This is a genomic window from Sphingobacterium sp. UBA865, assembly GCF_002295765.1.
Lineage (GTDB): Bacteria > Bacteroidota > Bacteroidia > Sphingobacteriales > Sphingobacteriaceae > Sphingobacterium > Sphingobacterium multivorum.
Map to the genome: position 1 here is coordinate 191844 of NZ_DBGB01000031.1, position 25842 is coordinate 217685.

Here is a 25842-nt window from a genome sequence, read left to right on the forward strand (position 1 = left end):
TTCGATATGAAACATCTTAAAAGGGCTTTGACCTTGGCACGGAAGATTTTTTGCTATAGTTTGTTGTACTTCATTCCATTTTGTAGCTATGGTCAACTGCAATTGGTTGTTTCACCTGATGGAAGTGACAATGGAGATGGTACACTGGCGCGCCCTCTGGCGTCGGTCGCTAAAGCGCTAACGTTGTTGCGCGCGCAACGAAGTGAGAAGCCTAAGCATACCGCTTTTGTGCTTCTTCGTGGTGGAACCTATTTCTTTGACTCAGGGATTTCATTGGATGAAAGAGACAGTCACACCATTATTCAGGCTTATGGCAATGAAAGGGTTATTTTTAAAGGCGCTATTCCGCTGTCGGTAACAGGTTTGCTTCAAACACGCGAGGGCGAATCGATCAATTTCTATCAACTGAATTTACGGGAACATGGTGTCAAGGACCTCGGACAATTGCGACAGGTTGGTTTTTCCAGAGCCAGTGGCAATGCTCCGGGTGAATTATTTGTGGATGGCAAAGCTTTTCATCTGGCGCGCTGGCCCAATCAGGGCATGGTGCCCATGGGAAAAGTGATCGATGCAGGTTCCATTCCGCGTAATCGGGATTCGAGCAATCGGGGCGGTGTTTTTCAGTATAAAGAATCACGTATCGATGCCTGGGCAAAGGAAAATGACCCCTGGATCGCGGGTTATTTCAAATGGGGCTACGCCGATGATATGGTCCGTGTCAAAAGCATTGATCCAAACAAAAAAAACATAACAACAAAAGAACCCACATTATATGGCTTTGATTATAAGAAAAAGTACAGGCAGTGGCGGGGTATAAATCTATTGGTGGAATTGGATACTGTAGGTGAGTTCTATCTCGATAGAAAAAGCGGCTTGCTGTCATTTGCTGTTGATAAGTCCATAAAGACATTAAGCTATTCTGTATTGGAAGAACCATTTTTTAGTCTGATCGGTACGCAGTATACACAGATTAAGGGCATTGAGTTTGAAGAATCCAGAGGAATGGGGATTTACCTGCGGGATACCTATGCTGTCGAGATTGATGCGTGTAGGTTTAATAATTTGGGGAGCCTGGGTGTTGCGGTTGGGTATGGAATAAAACCTTTTGAGCGTTTGCAGCACGAAGGTACGGGAGAGGTGCTGGACAACAGTATCGGAGATTTACATCAGCACCTGTATAGTCATCCGACATTTGATCAGAAAGGAGGTGAACAGAATGTCATTCGCCATTGTCATTTTTCTCATCTAGGAGCCGGCGGGATTTCGTTGTCGGGAGGAGACCGTACCAAATTGACGAAAGGGAATAATCGAATTGAGAACTGTATCTTTTTTGATCTGAACCGTTTGGAGCGGTCCTATCGGCCGGCGATAGCACTCTACGGTGTGGGCAATACAGTCAAAAATTGTGAGATATCAGATTTGCCGAGTATGGCTATTCTCATTCATGGCAATGCGCATAAAATTGAATATAATTACATTCACAAGGTTGCACAGGAAGTTGATGATCAGGGGGCGATTTACATCGGACGGGATCCTTCGGAGCGGCACAATCTGATTCAATATAACCTACTCGCAAATATCCCCAAAACATTGAGGACTTCGGGTATATATCACGATGATGCATCAAGTGGGACCAAAGTATTCGGCAATATTTTCGTTAATGCCGGAGAGCGATCGGCATTTATTGGTGGAGGCTCGGATAATTGGTATGTGAATAACCTATTTGTAGGTGCTGGAAGGTGGGCGGTACGTGTGGACAATCGTTTGGAAAATTGGCTTAAAAATCTGAATGTGTACCAATCGGGGCATCTGTTTTATGATCGTTTGGTTGGCGTTAATTATCTAATAAGTCCTTATCGCGAGGCTTATCCTGAATTGGCATTGCAGTTCAGTCGAAATGGAAAACCTACAGGAAATGTATTTCAGGATAATCGGTTTTACAATTGTAAGCACATTTTAAAGGGTAAAAGAAAATGGCTTGCCTGGGATCAAAGTAACAGAGAAGGTTTTCTACCGGATTTCCGTCGCGATTTTCAGAAAATGAATTTAAAGGAACTCCAAGTTGTTCTAGGGACGAAAGCCCTAGAACAACAGATTCCCATAGACAATATTGGCCCTCAATAAGAGTTCTATTTCTCCGTTTGCTGTTTTATCCAGTTGAACCATTCGTTCTTTTGATCCGGATGGGTCCAGTGTCCTGTCTCCTTGTAGATGCGCAATGTTTTTGGTGCGTTGATGCCATTATAGCTAGCATACATGGAAGTCGGTGGGCAAATTATATCGTTGAATCCCCAGGAATAGAATCCCGGCACGGTAATGCGTTTGGCAAAGTTGACCACATCGTAATAGGATAATGTTGTTTCGAGATCACGGATGCCTTTTAAGGTACTGTAATTGGCGGGAGCAAAATAATGCGGCCATCCGCCAGCCCGTTGATGCAGGTAGCCCGTCAGGTCCGACAGGGCAGGATAGAGCGCCGCAACTGCGGTCACACGCTTATCCAATGCTGTGGTCACGATGCTCAACGCGCCACCCTGACTACCGCCCATAACAACGAGGTTTTTCCCATCCCATTCAGGTAGTGAAGCGAGGTAGTCGTTGGCGCGCAGACAACCTAAATAGACACGCTTATAATAAAACTGATCTTTATCCTGCAAATTATAGTTATAATATGCCCTCAGCGCTCCTGCAGCTAGATCTTTATAGACCACGGAGTCTAGGTCGACCGGAATGCCATGTATGCCAATGCTTAATACAATCATTCCTTTGGCGGCCAATTCAATTTCCGGCCCATAAGGGCGTACGCCAGCACCGGGCACACGCAATACAGCTGGATATTTACCCGGGTCTGAAGGCATGCTTAAAATACCATATATTTTGCTATTTCCAACGTTGTTAAATGATACACGATAGACGTCGACCTCTACAGTGCTCTTGTCAGGAAGCAAAGTTTTGCTGGCCTCGATGGGAACAGTCTGCAGCGTTTTGATAGCCTTATCCCAAAACGAATCAAAGTCCGCTGGATTTTGTTGTGTGGCAATAATTTTTTCGGGTGAAAAACCGATTGTACAGAGCTTTTTGGTCTGCTTTCCGTTTTTAGTTACAATAACAGTACAACGCAGAAAGCCCGGTTTCTTCAGCGTGAAAGGAGTACTTTTAAAATGGCCCTGAAAGGATGGAATCCGTGCACTGACAAAAGGGCTGACCATTTCGGGGCCTATTTCGTAATACACACTGTCGCTATGGAAAGCTTGTCCACCCGCATTGACCTGAATATCAAAACTAACTTGATCGCCGGGTTTTGCGAGCCAGTTGTCGTAGTTTGTATTGATCTGTATGTCTAATTTTTCGGTTTGCCCTTTACTGTTTATGGCACAGCACAAAAGCAAGGTTAAGAAAAGAAATTTGTTGATTTTTTGCATAGTAAGATGAATCTAAATGGACTATTTTCCTGCTTCAATGAGCAGCAGCAATCCGAGGATAAATAAGCAAAACATAAATCCGAGCCACAGCATGGTCTGTTTGGTGGCGCCTTTGAATTCGCGCCAGATAAACACCCCCCAGAGGGCCGCAACCAAAGTTGCACCCTGGCCTAATCCATAGGATATTGCTGGCCCGGCTTTGCCGGCAGCGATTAGGTTAAGGGAATTGCCGACCCCCCAAATGATACCGCCGAGAATACCGACAAGGTGTACACTGAAATTACCTTTAAAATAATCGCTATAGCGAAGTGGTGGCCCCGCTAACGGCCTTTTCATGAGTAAGGTGTTGAAAATGAAATTGCTCAATAAGATACCGCATGAAAAAATAAATACGGCCGTATAGGGTGTCATTTTTCCGATTGCTGGCGACTCAAAATTATTCAGGTCCATGGCGGACGCGATAAATCGATAAAATAACGACATCAACAGCCCTGCGAGGAGACTAAGAAAAATGCCTTTCGAGGAAAGTTTCTGCTGATTTTTCATCATTCTTTTATAGGCAAAAGCATTGATAACAATGGCTACCGCGATACAGGCTACTCCAGCAAATAGGAGCGATGGATTACCTTGCATTGCTGCAATATAGTTGATGAGGACTCCTAAAATCAATGCCGTACCGATACCGACCGGAAATGCAACAGCCATACCCGCTAGGGAAATCGCCGAGGAGAGTAGGATATTTGCAGCATTGAAAATAATCCCACCAAGTAAGGCATTGCAGATATTGTTTCCCTCTGCTTGTTGCAGATCGGCGACAAATGGTCTACCGAGCTCGCCATGGCTACCAAGTGTAAGGGCAAACAGTAAAGAAAGGAGAAAAATGCCGAGGACATAATCCCAGTAGAAAAGTTCATAGCGCCAGCTTTTGTTGGCTAGTTTTTGGGTATTTGCCCAAGAACCCCAGCAGATCATCGTAATGATGCAGAAGATGATGGCTTGGGTATAGCTTGTTACAATAAACATGTCTTCTTGTTGATTCTGTTAATAGTTGAGTGAAACGGTACCATTATCGACTTACAGCGGGAACCCAGAGGGTCGAGAAACCTCCAGTTTGACTGGCGTCGGCATAAGGCACAAATACCAGCGACTGCTGCCCATTATCTGTGGTTTTGATCTCGGTGGCATAAGCCAATGTTCCAACCCAGCCTTTCGGTAGTTTGTCCTGCGCATCGGTCAGCTTGATATTGTCTTGAAGCGGGTAAACAAATGTTGTTTTATCCAGCTGGAGCTGCGGATTGAGTGATTGATCCAAGGCAAAGACCTGTGGTCCCCTTTTTAGGGTAAAGCTATTGGGATAAGTTTTTCCGCCATTGATAATTTCGGTTTCTATAGCAAAGGAAACGGTGATTTTATCCTTGTCTTTCCATTGCCGCTCGATTTTTAGCAATTGATCGGGACCAGCTTGATAGCTTTTGCCATTGACTGTTGCAGTATAGTTTTTAGCCCATTCCGGAACGCGCAATTGAAGTGGAAATTGTGCCGAGCCTGGAATGTGAATTTGTACCGTCGCCGTACCCTGTCTTGGAAATTCACTTGTTAAGGTAAGTTCCAAGGGTATGGTCTTTTGAGATGAAGTCTTGATATTCTCCTTGATCTGTGCCGGTTCATACAGCAATAATGTTGGGATATTGTTGAGCATACCAAAATTCAAGTAAGGGATAAGTGCTATTCCTCGTGGAACACTGCTCAGGCAGCAGGTGATGTTACAGCGGTAGGGTTTTTCGCCAATAAGAGGTGTGTAGTAACTTACACAGCCGGTCTGCGGATTTTCGGCACCGAGCAGGTGGTTGTAGATGGTTTTTTCGATTTCATTGTAATATTTTAGATCGCCGGTAATTGAAAAAAGCTGCGTGTTGAATTGAAGCCAGGTCGTGGTGACACAGCCTTCACCCATGTGGGCTGAAGTGTCTGCCAGGAGGTAATGGTTATCCTGAAAACGCTCATGATCACTGGATGTACCTGTTGCAAATAATCTGTTGGCGCTGATATCATCAAAGGTATAATTGATGACCTGAAGTAATTGACTATCCCCAGTCAGACGGTACATCTTGACCAGTCCGACGATGTTTGAAAGCATTTCATAGGCTTTGGCGTTGGCTACCTTATCCACACGTTTGTGCTTTAAAATGGAGTTAACAATAGCTGGTCCACCTTCAAAGTCATATGCACGAATGATGTAGCGGCAAAATTCAAGGTATTTTTTATCGCCAGTCCATCGGTATAGATCTAACATGGGGTCAATGACGGAAGTTGCAGCCATGCCGACATGAGATCCTGATTTCAGAATATTTTTTTTCCCGGGGGTATCGCCGAAAGTGCCGCAAAGGAGGTCGCCAATTTGTACAGCTGCTTTCAAGGCCTTGGTATCTCCAACAGCACCATAGTAAGCAAGCAATCCAAAAAGATCGTATTTATGCACCCAGACATCCCAGGAAGTCCAACGGTTTTCTGCTAGGTAAGTGCCCAGATACCCATCGGCATCCTGTGTCTCGAGCAGGCGATGAAACATGCGGTCCATCTGTTGTTTCAGTCGCGGATCTTTGGTGACAATCCAGGTATTTGCTGCTGCCTCAAGATATTTTCCAATATGCTCACCGATCCATCGTTGTTTTCCGGGACGGTTTTCAAAACCAGCTAATAAACCTTCTTCATCAACCTGAAGCAGTCTTTTTTCGAGATTAAGCTGATAACGATTACCCAAATAGCCACTGATCCGATCTATTTGAGGAAGTTCAAGGTCATAGCGAGAGGGCACGACATAGTCGACTTTTGGGTTTGCTGCTGCGGTAATCAGCTGTGCTTTAGAATGCTGAATCGAGGTAAACAGCAGCAATACTGTAGCTGTTAAAATAAGACGAAGAGACATGATTATGTAAATAAGGTTAATAATTGAATTTCAGGTTATAAAATGTTGTATTCTTGCCAAAAAGGAATGGACGTCTGTGCTCCCATACGGGTAACAGAGATTGCTGCAGCTTTGGAAGCCAGTTTGACCGCATCGACGATCGGCATGTCCTTGGCAATACAGGCGGCAAGGACGCCACAGAACGTATCGCCTGCGGCGGTACTGTCCACTGCCTTGACTTCTTCCGCCGGAATCTGAATATAGTCATCCTTTTCCTTGAGCAGTGAACCTTTAGCGCCTAGGGTAACAATGATTATACCCGGGCATTTTTGATATAAATAGTCTGCCGCTAGGGCGGCCTCTTCCCAGTTTTCAATCGTCATGCCGGTATAAAATTGTGCTTCAGCTGTATTAAGCACGAGGATATCAACTTGTTGGAGTATTTTGTCTGGCAGGGCCTGTGCTGGGGCCGTGTTGAGTATAATTTTGGTATCATGCTGCACGGCAATGTCAATGGCCTGTTCGATGGTTTCTAGTGGAATTTCAAGCTGCATAAGTAATACTTTGCCGGAAATGATCTTATGCTTAACCGATTGAAGTTCCTTGGTTGTAAGTGTTGCATTGGCTCCCGGTGCGACGAGAATACAATTCTCCCCTTTCGCATCCACGGAGATAAGGGCTATGCCCGAAGGATTTTCTTCGTCCCGGAAGATGGTGTCAACCTGAATGCCTTCTTGCTGGAAATGCGCAATAGCCTGCTGGCCGAAGATATCTGTACCAACTTTAGCGATAAAGGCGACTGCACTACGGGACCGCGCCGCAGCAACCGCCTGATTGGCTCCTTTGCCACCGGGGACCATAAAAAATTGACCACCTAAAATAGTTTCTCCGGGTGCAGGAAGATGTGCTGCCTTGACCACCATATCCGTATTTGAACTGCCTAAAACGACAATAGTTGCGCTGCTCATAATAATTAGGTTTATACGCTGTTACTGAATTGATAACCAAAAGTACAGATTTCGTATTTCAGTTAATTATAACGGCTATTTTTTTCGTACAGGTAAGGGCAGGATAGTTAAAGCAACATCATTCCTATTTTTTGATTTATATAAAGTATCTTAGTATATATTCTCCGAGAGGAAATAAGACCAGTGTAACTTATAAAGTTTTTAGCGTATTTATCATGTAGATGTTCAAGCTATGAATATGACCAATGCAATAGCTCAATTTTTAAAAATACTTGAAATAAGTGACTTTTCTGCTACGCCCAAGTATCTGCAGTTAGCCAATACAATTGTTGATGCCGTTAAAAATGAAATTTTATCGAAAGATGATATGTTGCCTTCGATTAACGAGCTGAGCGGTTATCTTGATATTTCACGCGATACGGTGGAGAAAGCATACCGTTATCTAAAACAGCAGGAAATTATCGCATCTAATCCGGGGAAAGGTTATTATATCAATAAAATAGATGTGCAGTCCAAGGTAAAGATCGCCCTCTTTTTAAATAAGCTCAGCACACATAAAAAAATTGTCTATGACTCCTTTGCGCGTGAGTTGGGTGATTATGCCAATTTGGATTTATTTGTATACAACTCGGATCTTTCTTATCTGAATACGTTGCTTGGAAGTTTGACCAAGACGTATGATCATTACGTGCTATTTCCGCATTTCAAAGAAGGACGGGATAAAGCTCCGGATATCATCCGAAAAATTCCGGCAGAAAAACTCATGTTATTGGGTCGTTTTATTGAGGATGTACCGGGCGAATTTCCTGCTGTTTATGAAAATTATGAGCAGGATATCTATAGTGCCCTGGAAGAGGCTAACGAGTCATTAAGTAAATATCAGATGCTCAAATTGGTCTTTCCAGATCATAGCGATTTTCCGAAAGCTATTATTAAAGGATTTTATAAATTCTGTCAGCAATATGCATTTGATCACGAATTGGTTGCCGATCTTCATCGTGAAAAGGTTGTAAAAGAGACTTGCTACATCAACATTATTGAAGATGACCTCGTCAAGTTACTGAATAAGATTATACAGAAAAAATTGGTCATTGGGATGGATGTTGGGGTTATATCCTATAATGAAACACCATTAAAAAAATTTATATTGAATGGTATTACGACGATATCGACCGATTTTGAAATGATGGGACGATTGGCTGCCGAATTGATCCGAAGTAAATCCAAGGATCGGGTTGAAGTCCCATTCTATTTAAAGCTTAGGCCCTCCGTATAGGTCAAAAAAAGCAGGCTAATCAAGACGATTAGCGTGCTTTTTTTGACAGATATGATCTAGCCCTTTATGTATTATAGTGTAATATTAAAGAAGCAGCTCGTTTATTCTTATTTCTTTATCGTCTTCACAGGGAACAAATCAATAACACCTTTTGCAACCTTGCTGATGTTATTAATTGCTTTTTCTGGATTGTCAACATCGCCAGAACCACGTGCCTGCCAGATCACTGCGTTTGTTTTACGATCGATGGCTTCGATAATCAAATGGCCATAACGATAGCGTTCTTTTGCAACTGGGTAATAACCGCCGCCATAGTAATATGGTGAAAACCATGGACGGTACCAGCCCCAGGGGCCACCCCATCCGTAATAACCGCCGCCGCCATAGACCAAACGGCTTTTATTGTTGACAATGGTAATATACCGAAATAGTAAATCAGGATTATCTTTAGAATATTGTAGGCCCTTTGCCTCCAGCGCAGTATTCGCAGCATCCAGGATATTAGCTTTGGCGATATCGTTGTCAAAATAAGACTTCGAAAGCGAGTCTACCGGAGGTAACCAAGCATAGGTCTTGAAAGGAGTAAAATCCATCTTTTCTACCCGAGTGGTATTGTATTGATAAGACGAACATGATGCGAGTGCGACGCAGAGCACCAAAAATAATAGAATCTTTTTCATCGTAGTAATTTATTTATCAACTGTGATGAATCTACCATGAGTATTTTGTCGCTGCATTGGACAACCACACTCATGATGGTTCATGGCCTATATGGAACTTATATTTATTTAACTAATTTGTTTTTATTCTTTATCCGCATACCTTTCAATTGTAAAAATAGTACAGTTGACGGTCTTCATGGCAATTGTTTTTTTATCGTCCGGGATGCTACCATCCTTTTTGATTTTACAATCTATTGCTTTAGACAAAAAACTATAAATATGGTTTAATCCGAATTGTAAAATTAATAAGGATATTTTGCCACCAACGGAATCTGCCTTCCTGGACCAAAAGCTTTTGGACTAACACGCAGGATAGGCGGAGCTTGAAAACGCTTGAATTCCGCATTATTAACCAATTTACATACCCTTTCTACTAACGATTTTTCAAAGCCCATTGCTACAACCTCAGATCCTGCTTTCTCATTTTCGATGAGTTCAAAGAGGATTTGATCCAATAGATCGTATTCCGGCAGCGAGTCCAAATCTTTTTGATCTGGCCGAAGTTCCGCAGAAGGCGCTTTTTCAATGGTATTGACTGGAATGATCTCCCTTTCTCGATTGATATAGCGCGCTAAATCATAGGCTTTGGATTTGTAAACATCACCGATTACAGAGATGGAACCTGCCATATCACCATAGAGTGTACCATATCCTACAGCAGCCTCACTTTTGTTGGATGTATTGAGTAAAATATTGCCGAATTTATTGGAAGCGGCCATCAGAATTACCGCACGTGCGCGCGCTTGAATATTCTCTTCAGTCGTATCTGGCTGCAGCCCTTCAAAAAGAGGAGCTAAACTATGTTCGAAGGCATTGGCAATATCTTTGATCGGAACGATATAATGTTTGCAACCGGTATTGTTGACGAGATCCATCGCATCTTTTATCGAATGGTCGGAAGAGTAGACCGATGGCATCAGAATGGCTAATACATTATCGGCACCCAGAGCCTCGCAGGCCAAAGCAGCAACTAAGGCCGAATCTAGCCCACCGGACAAACCTAAAACCGCCTTCTTGAAACCAGATTTTTGAAAATAATCACGTAGCCCGAGGATCAATGCATCATGTATAAGAGCCATCTCAGCAATAGACTCTTTCGAAGATGCTGTGGTGGAGGTTATATTTCGTTGATGATAAGTGACAAATTGAAGATCTTCTTCAAAGCTTTTTAGTTCAGCAATTTTTGTTCCTTCATTATTCAGGGCGATTGAACGGCCGTCAAAGATAATATCCATGTGAGCGCCAATTTGATTGACATAAATGAGCGGTCTGCCAGACTTTGTTACCTGTTGGCTGAGGACCTTGATCCGTTCATCAAAATGGGTATAGGAAAAAGGGGATGCCGCAATGTTGATGAGGAGGTCTGGATTTTCTTTTCTCAGCTCTGCCATGGGATCACCAACGTAAGAATTGCCCCCTTCGTCATCATCCCACAAATCTTCACATATGGTTAAGGCGATTTTTACGCCGTTCAACTCGATACAATCAAAACGTCTGCTGGGTTCAAAATAACGATATTCATCAAATACATCATAATCGGGCAAAAGGCCTTTTTTAACAATGTTTCGGACTGCCCCATGCTCAATAAATACAGCAGTATTATAAAGCTCTTTACCCTCAGGATCACTGTTTTTGACTGGTGCCCCAATGATACAGGCGATATCCTGACAATGGGCTGCGATTTGATGAATAGCTTCATCGCATTGACGTTTAAAGGCCTTACTTCGCAAAAGATCCTTGGCAGGGTAACCACCAATTGCAAGTTCGGCAAAAATAATAAGATCGGCCGTTGCTTCTTTGGCCTGTTGGATCGCGTTAATTATTTTTTTAGTATTTGCTTCAAAATTACCGATATGGTAATTCAATTGTGCTAAAGCTATTTTCATATGCTATTAATCGTCTAACTAAATAGGATACCAATTGATGTTGGATCTTCTCACAAATTTATTTCTTTTTTTTGATACTCTGTCCGTCCTTATGCGAATAAAAGCGCTAAGATTTTATTGCCACTTTCGGCTCGCAAGCGGAGTGCATGCACAGTGAGTCCACGTTGGGTCCACCTTTTAAACTGCTGTCATTGTAGATGCACGCTTTTTACAAGTTGGGAGCAAATCGACGTTAGGAATAACTTTTTTATATGCTATTTACAAGAAGCAGTATGGAAAATTGCAAATGAGCACCGATTGGTTATACAGCCCTTTGGCTGAAGATTTTTGTTAGGGAAAGTCGAAAGGTTAGTAGACTCCCTTTTAAGGCACAAGGAGTGCTAAATTGTTTTAACATAATTTTAACAACGTTAAATGCTGTTAAATTTCTTGACATGAAAGCAGATCTGTAGTACCTTTGATATATCAAAAGAAACGAAAGATATTAAAAATAATATATAAAGAAGAAAGATATTAAAAATAATATATAAAGAACTTTTCATAATTTAGGTTAATAATTGGTTAGGTAAAGCTCGGAGTTCCCCACTTCGAGCTTTTATTTTTTTGAAGATAAATTTCATGCCTTTTCAAATCTAATTTTAAGCCTTTGGGTGTTTTTTCAGAACAGCTCTTCCAATAACGTTAAATTTACCGCTTGAGATAGGTGACTCAGTAGAAACGGTTGCACGAGTCTATTGTTGAATACCCCTATGGAACGAAAAAGCTCCTAAAATGAGATCATTTTAGGAGCTTTTATGCTTTATTGTTTCAGAAGGGGCGATAATTATTTGATATCTGTAACTTCAATGACAAAATCCAATGGTGAGTTTGCCGGAATAGTTCCCACAGCCTGGTTTTGGTATCCATAAAGGGAAGGTGCCATGATGTGAATTTTACTGCCTTTTTGTAGACCTTTTTCCGTTAAGCCGCCCAATTTCATGTCACCGATTTTTTGCGGAGCAAAAGCAAAGGTCCAAGTAGGAATAATGGTGCTATAAAATGGATATTGATACCCTGTGTTTGTGATGATTTCAAATTCTTTGGCAGTATCAGTTTGATCAAATACACTTCCACTCAATAATTTTCCAACATATTTTACAGTCGGTTTAAATTTTAAGTATTTACCATTTAATGTGTCAACCACTTTATATTCATAATTTCCGGTTCCTTCGGCAAGAATTTCATACCAAATTCCTGTTTCGCTATTGTATTGTGCAGCAGGGTAATTTTGGCTAACGTAATTTTTAAGTGTTACAGAATCCGTTTTAAATTGTGCATTCGCATCATAAACAGGCGCATCGTCACTTTTGTTACAGCTTACAATAAGAAAAGCGATTGCTGCAATTCCCATGAATAGTGGTGATAACAGTTTTTTCATTGTATTTTTTTATTGGTTTTTCAAGGAAAAGCTATTTTCTTTATGAAAGTAGCTTTGCAAATGTATATTATTTTTTCTTCGTTAAAAGTTTTCACTGTAAGAATTAACATTTTGATACAGTAATTTACACTTCTGGACGTGGAATTAGCTGTTTGGTATTGAACCGACATAATTACGCAGATCAGCATGTTGACTATGCTGGCACATTGGCTACTTTTGGTGAGTGCCTACAAAAAAGCCATTTTCACTAGGAAAATGGCTTTTTTGTCTACTGTATTTTTAGTAGATATAATACAGAATTGTTAGCTGTTTTTATGAAACAAGACAATTATTATTGATTTTTGATGTCAATAACCTCAATCGTAAAATCTAAAGGAGATTTTGCAGGAATAGTAACATTTCCTGTTGAAGAGTCTTTTTGGTCATTATCACCATATGCCCATGGAGAGGGTGTAATAAATCTAATTTTTGATCCTTTTTTTAGCCCGTTTGTTGTAATGCCTCCTGTATTTTCTTCTTTACCATTAAAAGTAATTGATTTTGGTAAAAAGGCAATTTGCCAAGCTGGAATTACTTTGGAAAGGTTGAAAGAAGCTGTTTTTCCCTCCTCTGTTTGCTGAAAGACAGTTCCACTTGGAACAAGTTTTCCAACATATTTTACGGTCACATTAGGGGCAATAATTCCGCCATTTCCACTGAATGAGTAAGTGTAAGAACTCTCATCTCCTGCAGCTAAAACTTGATATGCTAATCCCAATGAATCAATGTATTGTACATTTTGAAGTTGGTTATCTGCAACATATTTTTTAATCAGGGGGAATTGTTCATCAATTCTTTTTTTATTGATCGAATCTTGAACACGTTGTTTCTCTATTTGCTCTTTGTAATAAGCATCCCAATCAAAATTATCTTTATTACAAGCTGTAAAAAGAACCCCAAGACACAAAAACGCCATTAATAATTTCGTGATATTTTTCATAATTTCTTAAAGTGTGTATTAATTATAAAATCCAAAACGCAGGAATAATGGAGTTCGCTACACGTAAATGTTAAATTATTCTAAAAAAATAGCTAACTCCTTTGAGTTCAAGTATTTTTGTTGTATGTTTTTTAGCCGAAATTCACTGTCAAAACGTAGGAGAGTTGGGAAGATCATTTTTCTTCCTTGTAGCAATTGCAAAGCTAAAGGATGGTATTGTCCTGTTTTCTTTCTTTTGCTTAAGGGCCTCCATATACTTTGGTCAAAAGCAATGTCTTGGATAGATTCTGCATCTAAATGAACGGCGTAATAGCGCTCATTGATTAATTGGACAATCTGCTTTTTTGTAAAGATTTCCTGTTCCATTTTTCGGCAGTAGCTACACCAATCCGTATGAATAAAGAGCAGTGTTTCGCGTGGTGAAACGGCCAGGAGTGAATCCAATTGCGCAAAATCAATCCAATTTATCCGCTCCTGTCCATAGTGGCAGAGCGGATAAAAGAATAGGATTAAGAGCACATATATTTTTTGGAAATGCTTCATATCCCAAATTTATGTTAATGAAAATGACCAACACGAAGTCCAAACGTGTAAGTACGGGGGCGTGTTGGACCATAGATATAGTCTGAATCACGTAGCGCTCCCTTGTCGAAGTCCTTCTGAAAAGCATTGAACATGTTTTGTACTCCACCAAAAATTTCGATGCTGAAATCCTTATGTATTGGAAAGGTGTAGCCTAAGCGGAGATTTAATTCCACAAAGTCCCGGGCATTTTTGAGGGTCATCACATCATTTTGAATGTGTGGAACAATCATTTTTCCCGTATATACTCCAGTCAGATCGATCGCAAATTGTTTGGTTGCTTTCAGGTTGCTATTCAAATAACCATAAATGTTGGGGGTACGGACATATTTTTTGGTGAGGATATCCTGCCCATCTTCTTTTCCTGTATAGATGATTTGGTCTTTCTTGTAACGTGAGCGCTGGATCGTCCCGCCGGTTTGGATAGAAAACCAGGAGGATGGCGCGATATTGATTTCAATATTAGAACCATACACCCGGGCCCCTTCACCATTTTGCATTTCCTGGATAATCAATCCGTCTTTTTCAGACGCCATGACGTTGACAAACTGATTATTTAGATCCGTGTAAAATCCCTCCACGAGCAAACTGGTTTGTACATTTCCGAAATTTTTATTGTAGCTAAAAGAACCTGTATACGCATTGGAGTATTCTGTTTTCAGATTTTCACCGATCAATACAAATACTTGGTTTCCGCCAATGGAAGTGACGTGCATGTCTTCATTAAATGCTTGTGGTGCGCGGAAGCCACGTGCATAGCCGCCTCTAAATTGAAGGTCTTTTGTGATATCGTATAAGATGGTCAACCGTGGGCTAAAGGTGCCGAAGCGCTGATCCGAGTTTCGGTTTATACCTGCAAGACTATATTTACCGTCAACATAGGTGTAATCATATCGCGCTCCGATTAACGTTTTAAAATTGCTTAAAGGCTTCCATTCGTATTGGGCATAACTGCCTAGTCCTTTGTTCTGCTGATCAATGGTTCGTTTATAACCTGGTATTTCATCCTGGGTATTGTTGTATGAAAACTCCACTCCGGCAGTAAATACATCTCTTTCAAAGTTGTAGGTATATTGTCCCCCGGCAACTAGCGCAATATCATTCGTTTTTCCATAGGCATTTGCTGCTAATGTGCTGTCCGCAAGGGTTGTTCCGCCCCCAAGACCGCCATAGTAGCTGTCGCGAACAGTTTTCTGTATAGAGCCATACAACGACATTTTTTGCTTATAATCTGTGGAATAGTGATCGTATGTGATTCCGCCAACAAGCGAACTGGTTTCCAACTGCTCGGTGATCTGCGTCAGGTGCGGTACTTTATCGAGTTGATCACCACCGCGGCGGAACTCGTTCACGGTGCTAAAGTCCACCGTTATCTTATCCAGGTCACTCGGCTTGTAAAATAATTTTGTGCCGAACGTGGTGTTACGAAGTTTGGTTATTTCCGAAAAACCATCACCATTCGCATCGTAAGCTTCCCGATTACGGTGCATACCGTAGAATGTGGCTCCTCTTTTGAGGTCTTCCGAAACGGTGGAGGTATTAAAATCCACTGTATTATCCCAGCTTTTGCCGCCAATGAGTGAGTTGGTGGATTTTACTTGCCAGTCGTTTTCTACCGGATCTTTTGTAATAATATTGATTGTTCCAGCGATCGCATTGGCACCAAATAATGCCGAACCACCACTGCGCACAACCTCAATACGATCGATCATACTTGTTGGAATCTGATCCAATCCATACACGCTATTTAATGCGGAAAATACCGCCCTACTGTTGATCAATATTTGTGAATAGGGGCCTTCGAGGCCATTCAGGCGGACTTGTGAAAAGCCGCAATTCTGGCAATTGTTTTCTACCCGTACACCCGGCTGATAATTCAATGTTTCCGACATGGCAACAGATTGTGTTGCATTAAATAATTTAGGCCCTATGACATTGACAACCACGGGGGCGTCCTTACGTTTGACGCCATAGCGTGTAGCCGAAACAACGACCTCATCCAAATTGAGGTTGTCTTCTTCCAGTTGAATTTGCAAAGGCGACTTCAACGTGTCTAAAGAGATGACTTTGCTGAAGGAGCGATAGCCCACTGCCGATATATTTAAGGTTACTTTTTGCGTTGGTATGGCGGATAGCTTAAAGTACCCGTTTGGATCGGATGTAGTTGCGAGCTTGCTGTTTTTTAAAGTCAGTGTACCAGAGGGAACCGCCTCATGGTTTTTGTTGAATAAGTAGCCTTCAAGTTTTGATTGGGCGTATATAGTGGATGTACCAACCAGTAATGTGGCCAGTAAAGTGTATTGCTTTAGCATCGTAATTTTATGAAAATTTTAAAAATACAGGCCTCGTATAACATGATCTGTTCCTCGTTATGAACGGCGTTCAAGGCATTGCGTCTTATCGGAAGCAGGGTAATAGCTTGTTTCCGACAAGGTAATGTATGCCGATGAGCTCACTGAAACCATCGTAACAGTATTCAGCGAAAGTTCGCTATTGTAACAGGGACAATTCTCAAAGAAGAGGCAAATAAAAATGGGATCAAAGATGATATATTGATAGCGGTATTTCATGCTGTCGTTCTGGAGCCAAGCGATTTAGCACATACGTAATCTCTTACTTGTTTGCACCAAGTTCGTTTGATCGTTATGGAACTAGGGACAGGCCCTCGAAATCTTTGATTTTTGGTTTATGCTAAGCTGGGGGGACCACGTAAGTGGTAATGATCGATCGTTGTGGTGATCGCCTCCGGACAAAATGAATTATAATGCTCTTCTTTTACTTCACGCGGAATAGGAAGTTCAAGGACGGTAAATTCGGTTTGTACGTAGGTATTGTGATAGATGACATTGAGGTATTCGATCTGGTCATCTGTTTCTTGCGGCTTTTGTTTTTTTGTAAAATCATAAGGGTGGGTGTGCATGACAATTTCACCGGTTGATTTTACCTCCTTGTGCATAAAAACAACACCCGAAATAATAATCAGCGACATTAATACCAATTGGCATAATGCGATAAGCTGACGTGGGGATTTTGTTGTTTTTCGGTACATAAAAAAGCGCTACTTTTTAGGGTAACGCTTCAAAAATACGATTTTATTTTGTGAGTATTCGTGATCCACTCATTAAAAAATTATAAAGTTTCTATGTGCTAAGCTTAACTTGCTTCCTGATTATTTAATCAGATGATTGTTGTCGTCTGGAAATACAACGGAAGGTTTAAACTGCTTAGCTTCTTCAAAGTCCATGTTCGCGTAGGAAATAATGATGACGATATCGCCAACTTGAACCAGGCGAGCCGCAGCACCATTCAAACAGATAATACCTGATCCACGTTGACCTGGGATGACGTATGTTTCAAGACGGGCTCCATTATTGTTGTTTACGATTTGAACTTTCTCGTTAGCGATGATATTTGCGGCATCCATCAAATCTTCATCTATTGTGATACTACCCACATAATTCAATTCCGCTTGTGTGACTTTAACGCGGTGAATCTTGGATTTCATTACTTCTATTACCATGGCGCAAAGGTAGGGCTTTCTGCTGAATTTGAAAGATTTGTCAATTAATTTGACAAATTATTCAGAATCATATTATCAATCAAACGGACACCTTCAACCCAGCCAGTGACAAGTGCGACATGCTGCTTGCTGAAATCGATGTGGTTGACTTCTTTTAACGTTGAACTTTCACATAGCGCAAAGTATTCAACGCTAAGCCCATCGGTGTCTGTTAAAATCTGCAGGGCTTTGTCTTTTATTTCCGCTAGTGGGATAGGGTCATGTATATGATCTTTTACGAATTGCAGAGAACGGGAGAGTGCCAAAGCTGTTCTTTTTCCAGCTTCACTTAAGCGCGCGTTTCTAGAGCTCAGTGCTAGGCCGTCTTGGTCTCTAATGATAGGACATATCGCCAATTGAATCGCGAGATCCTTCATGGCTATCATGCGTTTAATAACCATGACCTGCTGAAAATCTTTCTGCCCGAAACAAGCAATATCCGGTTGTACCAATGTAAATAATTTATAGACCACCTGCGTGACTCCTTGGAAATGGCCGGGGCGTCTTTCACCTTCCCAAATTTGGTCCAGTTCGCCAAGATCGAGATGCCAGGCCTCATTTTTATCGGGGTACATCTCATCAACACTTGGTAAGAAAAGAATGTCGCAATCAACGGATTCCAGTAATCTGATGTCGTTTTCAATGGGCCGTGGATATTTTTCGAGATCTTTCGGATCGTTAAATTGTGTGGGGTTTACAAAAATGCTGCAAACACGAATATCACTGATCGGTTTTGCATAATTTAATAGGGATAAATGTCCTTCATGTAAAGCGCCCATCGTAGGGATTAGGGCGATTTTTTGACCTGTTGATCGGGCTTCTTGCAGGTATGCTTGGAGAGATGCTTTCGTTTTGAAAATTTCCACTTTGCTATTTAGTTTTTTGTTGGCAAAGGTGCATAATATTTTGGGAATATAAAACGATGATTAATAGTAAATTGCATAGTAAGTATTTTTTTCGTACCTTTGTAGACCGATTTTACTGTTCGAAAATAATAAATAAAAATAACTGGAGATGGCAAAAACGAAGATATTGTTTATTACTCACGAGATGTCGCCTTTCCTCGAATTAACTAAAATTTCTGAAATTACACGTCAACTTCCGCAAGCGATGCAAGAAAAGGGTTTTGAGATCCGGATCTTAATGCCGCGTTTTGGGAATATCAATGAGCGTCGAAATAGATTACATGAGGTTATTCGTCTTTCAGGCTTGAACATTGTTGTGGATAATAATGATAATCCGCTAATTATTAAAGTTGCTTCATTACCTGCGGCCCGTATGCAGGTATATTTCTTGGATAATGAAGACTACTTTCAGCGTAAAAAAGTTTTTAGTGATGAGCATGGCGAATTCTTTGCAGACAATAATGAGCGTTCGGTGTTCTTCTGTAAAGGAGCATTGGAAACTGTGAAGAAATTAGGTTGGTCCCCTGATGTAGTACACTGTCATGGATGGTTCTCTGCTTTGGTACCGGCTTACGTGAAGACAACGTATAAAGACGATCCTACATTCAAGGATGCAAAAGTGATGTACTCTTTGTTCAATGAAGAATTTAAAGGTACATTAGGTACAAAGTATGCTGAAATGGCGCCCGAGGGCTCCTTTAAGGCTGCGGATGCGCAGGTGTACGGCGATGGTAGTTATGAGGCGATCTACAAAGGTGCTTTGCATTTTACCGATATGGTGGTTGTCGCTGACGAAAATGTCAACACGGAAATAGTTGATTTTGCTCGATCAAAAGATATTCAGGTTTTTGAGCCTAATGGCGATCAGGACTACGATGCTTTTGGAGAAGTATATGATCAGTTTGCGCCAGAAGAAGTAGAAGCTTAAGCTTTACCTTTCGAAGCGTTTCGAAAAACAAACAGACAATAATATAGAAAAAGGCTATTCTCAAGGATAGCCTTTTTTTTATGCGACTCTTTTTCTTCTGGTCGAACCGTTATTTCAATGATTTTCGTTGCGCTACCTGCCAGAAACCTTTTGTCGCAATAAATATAGCTGCGAATTGCTATCTTCGCAGTAATCTGTCAATGATTTTAGATGTTCATACCAGGGAATCTCAGCGAAGATGAATCGGTTTTGATCTATACCTCATAGGTTAGGTTATCAAATAGCATACATTGGCTGTATTTTATTGTATATAATTCGTGTCATGAAAATTAAGGTAGGATTTGGATTTGATGTCCATCAGATGAAAGAAGGTCATCCATTTATTGTTGGTGGAGTGCAATTGGAGCATCATGCTGGTGCCTTTGGGCATTCTGATGCCGATGTGTTGGTCCATGCGATATGTGATGCCATTTTGGGCGCTGCCAATTTAGAAGATATTGGCTACCACTTTCCAAATACAGATATGCGCTGGAAAGGCATTAGTAGCTTATTGTTGTTAAAAGAATGTATGGCGCTGATTGCTGCGAAGGGATATACGCTTGGCAATATTGATGCGATGCTGTGCCTGGAAGCTCCTAAGATAAAACCCTACATTCCACAAATGAAGGTTAAACTGGCTGAAGCAACGGGTTTGGATATCGATGACATCTCTATTAAAGCAACAACAAATGAAACAATGGGATTTATCGGTCGTCAGGAAGGGGTGGTTGCCTATGCGGTTTGCTTGATTGAACGCGCGTAGTTCGCCACAATATTTTCACGTTTAAATTCTTGCTTTTGGCCCAATTAGTAATACCTTTGCCAAAGTAGGGATTCTTGGCACACTATCTGATAGAGTGTGCATTAATGTCTTAATTCAAGTCTTTAAAGATCAAAATGATGCCCTATCCAAGTTTGCAAAATGCAACTGCGGTTGGAAAAATGGTCTCTCCATTGCGGTCTTTACAATGAATAATATTTACGTTTGAAATTTAGTAAATAGATGAAACGAGTATCAAAAAAAAATCAACTTACTGAGGCTGATGTCAAGCGGTATACGTTCAATTTTTGGAAAATTATCGTCGGGATTGTCTCGATAGGTTTTCTCTTTATATTGAGTATACGTCTTGGCCTATTTGGAAAATTACCCTCCTTCAGTGATTTGGAAAACCCCAAAAGTAATTTAGCGTCTGAAGTTATCACGGAAGATCATAAGGTATTGGGAACGTATTATGTCCAAAACCGTTCCAATGTAAAGTATAGTGAATTGTCACCTTATTTGGTCAAAGCATTGGTTTCTACAGAGGATAAACGCTTTTATGATCACTCCGGGATAGACTACTCACGGACATTTACAGTTATCTTTCACACCTTGACAGGTAACAAACAGGGGGGGAGTACCATTACACAGCAGCTGGCTCTGAATCTATTTTCGGATGGACGGCAAAAGAATTTTCTAAAGCGTGTCATCCAAAAATTTCAGGAATGGATTACCGCTGTTCGTTTGGAAAGAAATTATACCAAAGATGAGATTATTACCATGTATTTTAATACGGTAGACTTTGGTGCTTATAATACCTACGGAATCAAATCCGCTGCGCGGACTTATTTCAATACGACTCCGGATAAACTGACGGCGGAACAAGCAGCCCTTTTGGTAGGAATGCTTAAAGGCCCGGGAGCATATTCTCCTGTGCGGTACCCCGAAAAATCACGTACGCGCCGTAATACAGTATTGAACAATATGGTTGCCGCTAATTTTATTTCGGCAGAGGAAGCTACCAAAGCGAAGGAGAAACCACTTGGTTTAGAACTGAAGATTGCAAATTACGGTGAAGGTTTGGCACCCTATTTTAGAGCGGTATTAAAGGATGAAATCAAAAAAGAATTCGCAAAATTGTCCATCACCAAACCAGATGGTACGCCGTATGACCTCGATCGTGATGGATTGAAAATCTATACGACGATCAATATGTCGATGCAGCAATATGCAGAGGATTCGCAAAAAGAATGGATGAAGCAATTGCAGTCTAAATTTTCCGCACAATGGAAAAATAGGGATCCTTTTAAAGGCGACAAAGCCAAACTGCTCATGAGTGGAATGAAGCGCTCTGACCGTTACCGTATTTTGAAAGAAGAGGGCTTGAATGAAGACGCAATCAAAAAGGCTTTCAATGTCAAGGTTCCGATGAATATTTTTACGTGGAAGGGAAGTGTTGATACGATAATGACGCCAATGGATTCCATTAAGTACAATAAACTCATGTTGCGCAATGCGATGATGTCTATGGAGCCGAAGACCGGACACATCAAAGCTTGGGTTGGTGGTATTGATTTTGACCACTTCAAATATGATCAGGTAAAAATGGGTACGCGTCAGGTCGGATCGACGGCGAAACCATTTACGTACGCGGTGGCGATTGACAACGGTTATTCACCATGTTACAGTATTCCCAATTACCAACAAACCTATAATGGGTGGACGCCAAGAGGAAATGCACAAGGTGGGAACCCGATTACTTTAGCGAAGGCATTGGCTTATTCGCAAAACTATGCGACGGCCTATTTGGTACACGAAGTTGGTGCTGCAGAAGTGGCCGCATTGACTAAACGGATGGGTATAACAAGTGATGTGCCTAATTATCCATCGATCTCATTAGGTGCTTATGAAGCGTCGGTCTTTGATATGGTGGGGGCTTATTCGGCATTTGTGAATCAAGGAACCTGGATTGAGCCAACTGCGATCTTACGTATTGAAGATAAAAATGGTACACCGATCTATGATAAAGCACCAAAGGTCGTAAAAGCCCTAAATAGTGAATCTGCTTATATTATTGTTGATATGTTGAAAAAAGTGGTATCCCAAGGTACGGCGAGACGTATTCAATGGATGTATAAGCTCACCAATCCAATTGGTGGTAAAACAGGTACAACCAACGATAACTCAGATGCCTGGTTTATTGGTATCACACCGGAACTGGTTACGGGTGTTTGGACTGGTGCAGAAGATCGAGGCATTAGTTTCGACAGGATGGAGTACGGACAGGGGGCTGCAGCAGCGATGCCAGTATTCGCTTACTACATGCAGAAAGTGTATAAAGATTCAAATTTGAAGTATACCAAGGGCGATTTTGAGCAACCGCAGGGTGGGCTTACCCGTGTCATTGACTGTAATCAGTATTGGGGCGGTGGTGGCTCCGATGTCGAAGATGGATCTACGGATTCAAGCGGAAAAGATGCGACTAAACTAAAAGATGATCGCTTAGGTTTCTAAGTTATTTTAACGAATACCATTGGGCCAGATAATAAATTTTTTCGAGATTTGTTGTCTGGCCTTTTTGCTGAACATGTTTGATATTGGAACGTAATGGACGTATTTGATTATAGAGAAGAATTAAAAAAGATACCACATCGACCGGGAGTCTATCAGTATTTTGATAAAAATAGTGAGCTGATCTATATCGGTAAAGCGAAGGATCTGCGTAATCGGGTCGGTTCGTATTTCGTGAATGAAAATCAGCTGAATGGCAAAACCCGTGTTTTGGTTCGCAAGATCAACCGTATATCTTTTACTATAGTTGATACAGAGATTGATGCTTGGTTGCTTGAGAATTCATTAATCAAGAAACACAAGCCCAAGTATAATGTTCTGTTGAAGGATGATAAAACCTATCCATGGATTGTCATCAAGAACGAACCTTTTCCGCGGGTTTTTTGGACCAGACAATATATCAAGGATGGGTCTCGTTATTATGGCCCCTATCCTTCGGTGGGGATGATGCATATTGTACTGGATCTGATCCGTGAATTGTTTCCCCTACGTACCTGCAATTTGGCTCTCACACAGGAAAACATACGGAAAGGCAAGTTTAAGATCTGTCTTGAATATCAAATTGGAAATTGTAAGGGGCCCTGTGAAGGGTACCAGTCCGAAGACGACTACGACCAGAACCTGAGTGATATCAAGGATATTCTGAACGGAAAGATTGCTGTGGTGACCAATCGTTTAAAGGAAAGTATTGGGACAGCAGCAGCGGCTTTGGATTTTGAAAGGGCACAGTTAATGAAGGCGAAGTTGGATAAGCTGGACAATTACCAGAGCAAGTCGACGGTGGTCAACTCATCCATTACCAATGTGGATGTATTTAGTATTGCTTCAGACGAGGGTTACGCTTTTGTCAATTACCTGAAAGTCATGAATGGTGTTATTATTCAGACACAAACCCTCGAAATGAAAAGGCGTTTGGACGAGAGTGAACAGGAGCTTTTGGCCTTGGCGATACCGGAGATTCGGGAGCGCTTCAAAAGCCTCTCGCGGGAAATTATCGTACCTTTTGAATTGGATATTGAAGAGAACGAACGGATTCGATTTACGATTCCGAAGTTGGGCGAAAAGAAAAAATTGCTGGAGCTTTCCCAAAAGAATGTGGCATTTTTTAGAAAAGAGCGTCTGTTGCAATATGAAAAGCTTAATCCGGATATTCGGACGGAGCGCATCTTAAAGCAGATGCAAAAAGATTTGCGCATGAATGTGCTCCCGCAACATATTGAATGTTTCGATAACTCGAATATTCAGGGGAATTATCCCGTATCGGCTATTGTTGTCTTTAAGGATGCAAAACCTTCGAAGAAAGATTACCGCCATTTTAATGTGAAAACCGTGGAGGGGCCCAATGATTTTGCCACGATGGAGGAGGCTGTTTTTAGACGCTATAGGCGATTATTGGATGAAGATCAGCCTTTGCCGCAATTGATCATTATCGATGGGGGAAAAGGGCAGCTGGGCGCAGCCTTAAAGAGTCTGCGCTTGTTGGGGATAGAACGGAAAGTCACGGTCATCGGCATTGCCAAAAGACTTGAGGAGCTTTTCTATCCGGGTGATCAGTACCCACTTTATTTGGATAAGAAGTCTGAAACCCTCAAGGTCATTCAACATCTACGGGATGAAGCACACCGCTTCGGAATCACCTTCCACAGAAATCAACGGAGCCGCAAAACCTTCGTTTCAGAGCTGGAAAATGTTCCGGGTATTGGAAAAACAACGGTTGAGAAAGTATTAACTGAGTTTAAATCGGTAAAAAAAGTGAAGGAAGCCTCCGATGAAGAGCTAAAAAAAGTGCTTAATCTGAAACAGATTAAAGCACTTCGTGAATATTTTGCAACGTAAAAATTTAAAAGAAGAATAGTTCGTGCATTCGAGGTCGGTAAAAAAGGTCTCCGTACGAACTTTTCAAAGCGAATTAATCATCGTAACCAAAACGTTTAAGGTAGTTCTTTTTACTTCTCCAGTCAGGAATCACCTTAACAAAAAGTTCGAGGAATACTTTTCCATCGATAAACTCTTCGATATCCTGGCGGGCATAGGTACCGACTTTTTTGATCATGGCGCCTGCTTTTCCGATGATAATATTTTTTTGAGAGTCGCGCTCTACAATAATTTCGGCAGCAATACGTGTGATATTTGCTTCTTCTTTGTATGATGTGACGATTACCTCTGTACTGTAGGGGATTTCCTTATCGTATAGTTTGAATACTTTTTCACGGATCATCTCAGAGACGAAGAAACGCATGGATTTATCCGTTAGCTCATCTTTCTCATAATAGGCTTCGTGAATCGGTAACTTGTCCTTGATGTAGTGCATCACGGCGGCGACATTATGATTTAATTTTGCTGAAATTGCAAAAACGGTATCTGGATTTAATTTTTCCTGCCAAAATTCAATCTTAGCCTTGACCTCTTCTTCCGAAGATTTATCAATTTTGTTGATAAGCACGGCAACAGGGGAATTTGTTTTACGCAATTTCTCCAGGACATCGTTCTCATCGTATTTTTCGTGGATATCTGTCACAAATAAAATAATGTCTGCATCGATCAACGATCCTTGGACAAAATTCATCATTGATTCTTGCAAAGAATAGTTTGGTTTGATGACACCAGGGGTGTCCGAAAACACAATTTGATGGTCTTCATCGTTTACAATACCGATAATGCGGTGTCTTGTCGTTTGCGCTTTGGGTGTAATGATAGACATTTTTTCACCCACTAAAGCGTTCATTAGGGTGGACTTACCAGCATTTGGCTTTCCGATGATACTTACGAATCCTGCTTTGTGTGACATTTTTCTAAATTTTATTAGGATTACAAAGAAACAAAATATATCTTTGTACTCCAATTCGGAAGGATCATAATCTTGTTTTTTCAAAAGAAAAAAGCAATTTTGTTCAAAAATATATTGCGGGGTGGAGCAGTTGGT

General features: G+C 41.2%; 20 protein-coding genes. 6 read left to right on the forward strand and 14 right to left on the reverse strand.

The window, feature by feature from the left end; translation table 11 throughout:
* Positions 1 to 6: 6 nt before the first annotated feature.
* Positions 7 to 2124, forward strand: coding sequence for a right-handed parallel beta-helix repeat-containing protein (locus B2O97_RS16805; RefSeq protein ID WP_286767720.1), 2118 nt, complete (start codon positions 7 to 9; stop codon positions 2122 to 2124).
* Positions 2125 to 2129: 5 nt separating this feature from the next.
* On the opposite strand, the gene B2O97_RS16810 is transcribed toward B2O97_RS16805, so the two are convergent.
* Genes B2O97_RS16810 through rbsK form a run of 4 tightly spaced genes read right to left on the reverse strand, consistent with a single transcriptional unit; the run spans position 2130 to position 7295 of the window.
* Entirely contained in the window at positions 2130 to 3422 is a 1293-nt protein-coding gene (locus B2O97_RS16810; RefSeq protein ID WP_286767721.1) for an acetylxylan esterase, read from the reverse strand.
* Between the two features lie 21 nt (positions 3423 to 3443).
* Positions 3444 to 4445 (reverse strand): GRP family sugar transporter, encoded by a 1002-nt coding sequence (locus B2O97_RS16815; RefSeq protein WP_286767722.1) that lies wholly within the window; start codon positions 4443 to 4445, stop codon positions 3444 to 3446.
* 43 nt (positions 4446 to 4488) lie between these two features.
* Positions 4489 to 6348 (reverse strand): beta-L-arabinofuranosidase domain-containing protein, encoded by a 1860-nt coding sequence (locus B2O97_RS16820; RefSeq protein ID WP_286767723.1) that lies wholly within the window; start codon positions 6346 to 6348, stop codon positions 4489 to 4491.
* Positions 6349 to 6383: 35 nt separating this feature from the next.
* Positions 6384 to 7295 carry a ribokinase gene (gene rbsK, locus B2O97_RS16825; RefSeq protein ID WP_286767724.1) on the reverse strand — a complete coding sequence of 304 codons (912 nt, stop codon included), beginning with the start codon at positions 7293 to 7295 and terminating at the stop codon, positions 6384 to 6386.
* A 232-nt stretch (positions 7296 to 7527) separates the two neighbouring features.
* On the opposite strand from rbsK, the gene B2O97_RS16830 reads away from it, so the two are divergent.
* Complete coding sequence (locus B2O97_RS16830) at positions 7528 to 8571, forward strand: GntR family transcriptional regulator (RefSeq protein WP_312335457.1); 1044 nt, start codon at positions 7528 to 7530, stop codon at positions 8569 to 8571.
* Between the two features lie 107 nt (positions 8572 to 8678).
* On the opposite strand, the gene B2O97_RS16835 is transcribed toward B2O97_RS16830, so the two are convergent.
* From B2O97_RS16835 to panC, 9 genes are all read right to left on the reverse strand, one after another.
* The gene (locus tag B2O97_RS16835) at positions 8679 to 9251 is read right to left on the reverse strand and encodes a DUF4136 domain-containing protein (protein ID WP_153844222.1); all 573 of its coding nucleotides are present in this window, start codon (positions 9249 to 9251) and stop codon (positions 8679 to 8681) included.
* Between the two features lie 284 nt (positions 9252 to 9535).
* Entirely contained in the window at positions 9536 to 11179 is a 1644-nt protein-coding gene (locus B2O97_RS16840; RefSeq protein WP_286767725.1) for an NAD+ synthase, read from the reverse strand.
* 823 nt (positions 11180 to 12002) lie between these two features.
* Positions 12003 to 12596: an FKBP-type peptidyl-prolyl cis-trans isomerase gene (locus tag B2O97_RS16845; protein ID WP_112374941.1), complete on the reverse strand. Its 594-nt coding sequence runs from the start codon at positions 12594 to 12596 to the stop codon at positions 12003 to 12005.
* Positions 12597 to 12927: 331 nt separating this feature from the next.
* Complete coding sequence (locus tag B2O97_RS16850; protein WP_112374940.1) at positions 12928 to 13575, reverse strand: FKBP-type peptidyl-prolyl cis-trans isomerase; 648 nt, start codon at positions 13573 to 13575, stop codon at positions 12928 to 12930.
* A 75-nt stretch (positions 13576 to 13650) separates the two neighbouring features.
* Positions 13651 to 14118, reverse strand: a complete 468-nt coding sequence (locus B2O97_RS16855; protein ID WP_286767726.1) for a thioredoxin family protein — start codon at positions 14116 to 14118, stop codon at positions 13651 to 13653.
* A 14-nt stretch (positions 14119 to 14132) separates the two neighbouring features.
* A complete protein-coding gene (locus B2O97_RS16860) occupies positions 14133 to 16469 on the reverse strand; it encodes a TonB-dependent receptor (RefSeq protein WP_286767727.1) in 2337 nt (778 codons plus the stop codon).
* A 374-nt stretch (positions 16470 to 16843) separates the two neighbouring features.
* A complete protein-coding gene (locus tag B2O97_RS16865) occupies positions 16844 to 17206 on the reverse strand; it encodes a hypothetical protein (protein ID WP_070570114.1) in 363 nt (120 codons plus the stop codon).
* 120 nt (positions 17207 to 17326) lie between these two features.
* Entirely contained in the window at positions 17327 to 17677 is a 351-nt protein-coding gene (gene panD, locus B2O97_RS16870; RefSeq protein ID WP_070570112.1) for an aspartate 1-decarboxylase, read from the reverse strand.
* Positions 17678 to 17721: 44 nt separating this feature from the next.
* Positions 17722 to 18582, reverse strand: a complete 861-nt coding sequence (gene panC / locus B2O97_RS16875; RefSeq protein WP_112374937.1) for a pantoate--beta-alanine ligase — start codon at positions 18580 to 18582, stop codon at positions 17722 to 17724.
* 148 nt (positions 18583 to 18730) lie between these two features.
* Between panC and B2O97_RS16880 the strand changes: the two genes are divergently transcribed.
* The 4 genes from B2O97_RS16880 to uvrC all read left to right on the forward strand — a co-directional run bounded on the left by B2O97_RS16880 (position 18731) and on the right by uvrC (position 24755).
* On the forward strand, positions 18731 to 19549 hold the full coding sequence (locus B2O97_RS16880) for a glycogen/starch synthase (protein ID WP_070570107.1): 819 nt from the start codon (positions 18731 to 18733) through the stop codon (positions 19547 to 19549).
* A gap of 322 nt (positions 19550 to 19871) precedes the next feature.
* The gene (gene ispF, locus B2O97_RS16885; RefSeq protein WP_070570337.1) at positions 19872 to 20351 is read left to right on the forward strand and encodes a 2-C-methyl-D-erythritol 2,4-cyclodiphosphate synthase; all 480 of its coding nucleotides are present in this window, start codon (positions 19872 to 19874) and stop codon (positions 20349 to 20351) included.
* Positions 20352 to 20591: 240 nt separating this feature from the next.
* Positions 20592 to 22862, forward strand: a complete 2271-nt coding sequence (locus B2O97_RS16890) for a penicillin-binding protein 1A (protein WP_286767728.1) — start codon at positions 20592 to 20594, stop codon at positions 22860 to 22862.
* Positions 22863 to 22955: 93 nt separating this feature from the next.
* Positions 22956 to 24755, forward strand: a complete 1800-nt coding sequence (uvrC, locus tag B2O97_RS16895; RefSeq protein ID WP_115046553.1) for an excinuclease ABC subunit UvrC — start codon at positions 22956 to 22958, stop codon at positions 24753 to 24755.
* 73 nt (positions 24756 to 24828) lie between these two features.
* On the opposite strand, the gene era is transcribed toward uvrC, so the two are convergent.
* Positions 24829 to 25707 carry a GTPase Era gene (gene era / locus B2O97_RS16900; protein ID WP_070570335.1) on the reverse strand — a complete coding sequence of 293 codons (879 nt, stop codon included), beginning with the start codon at positions 25705 to 25707 and terminating at the stop codon, positions 24829 to 24831.
* Between the last annotated feature and the right edge of the window lie 135 nt (positions 25708 to 25842).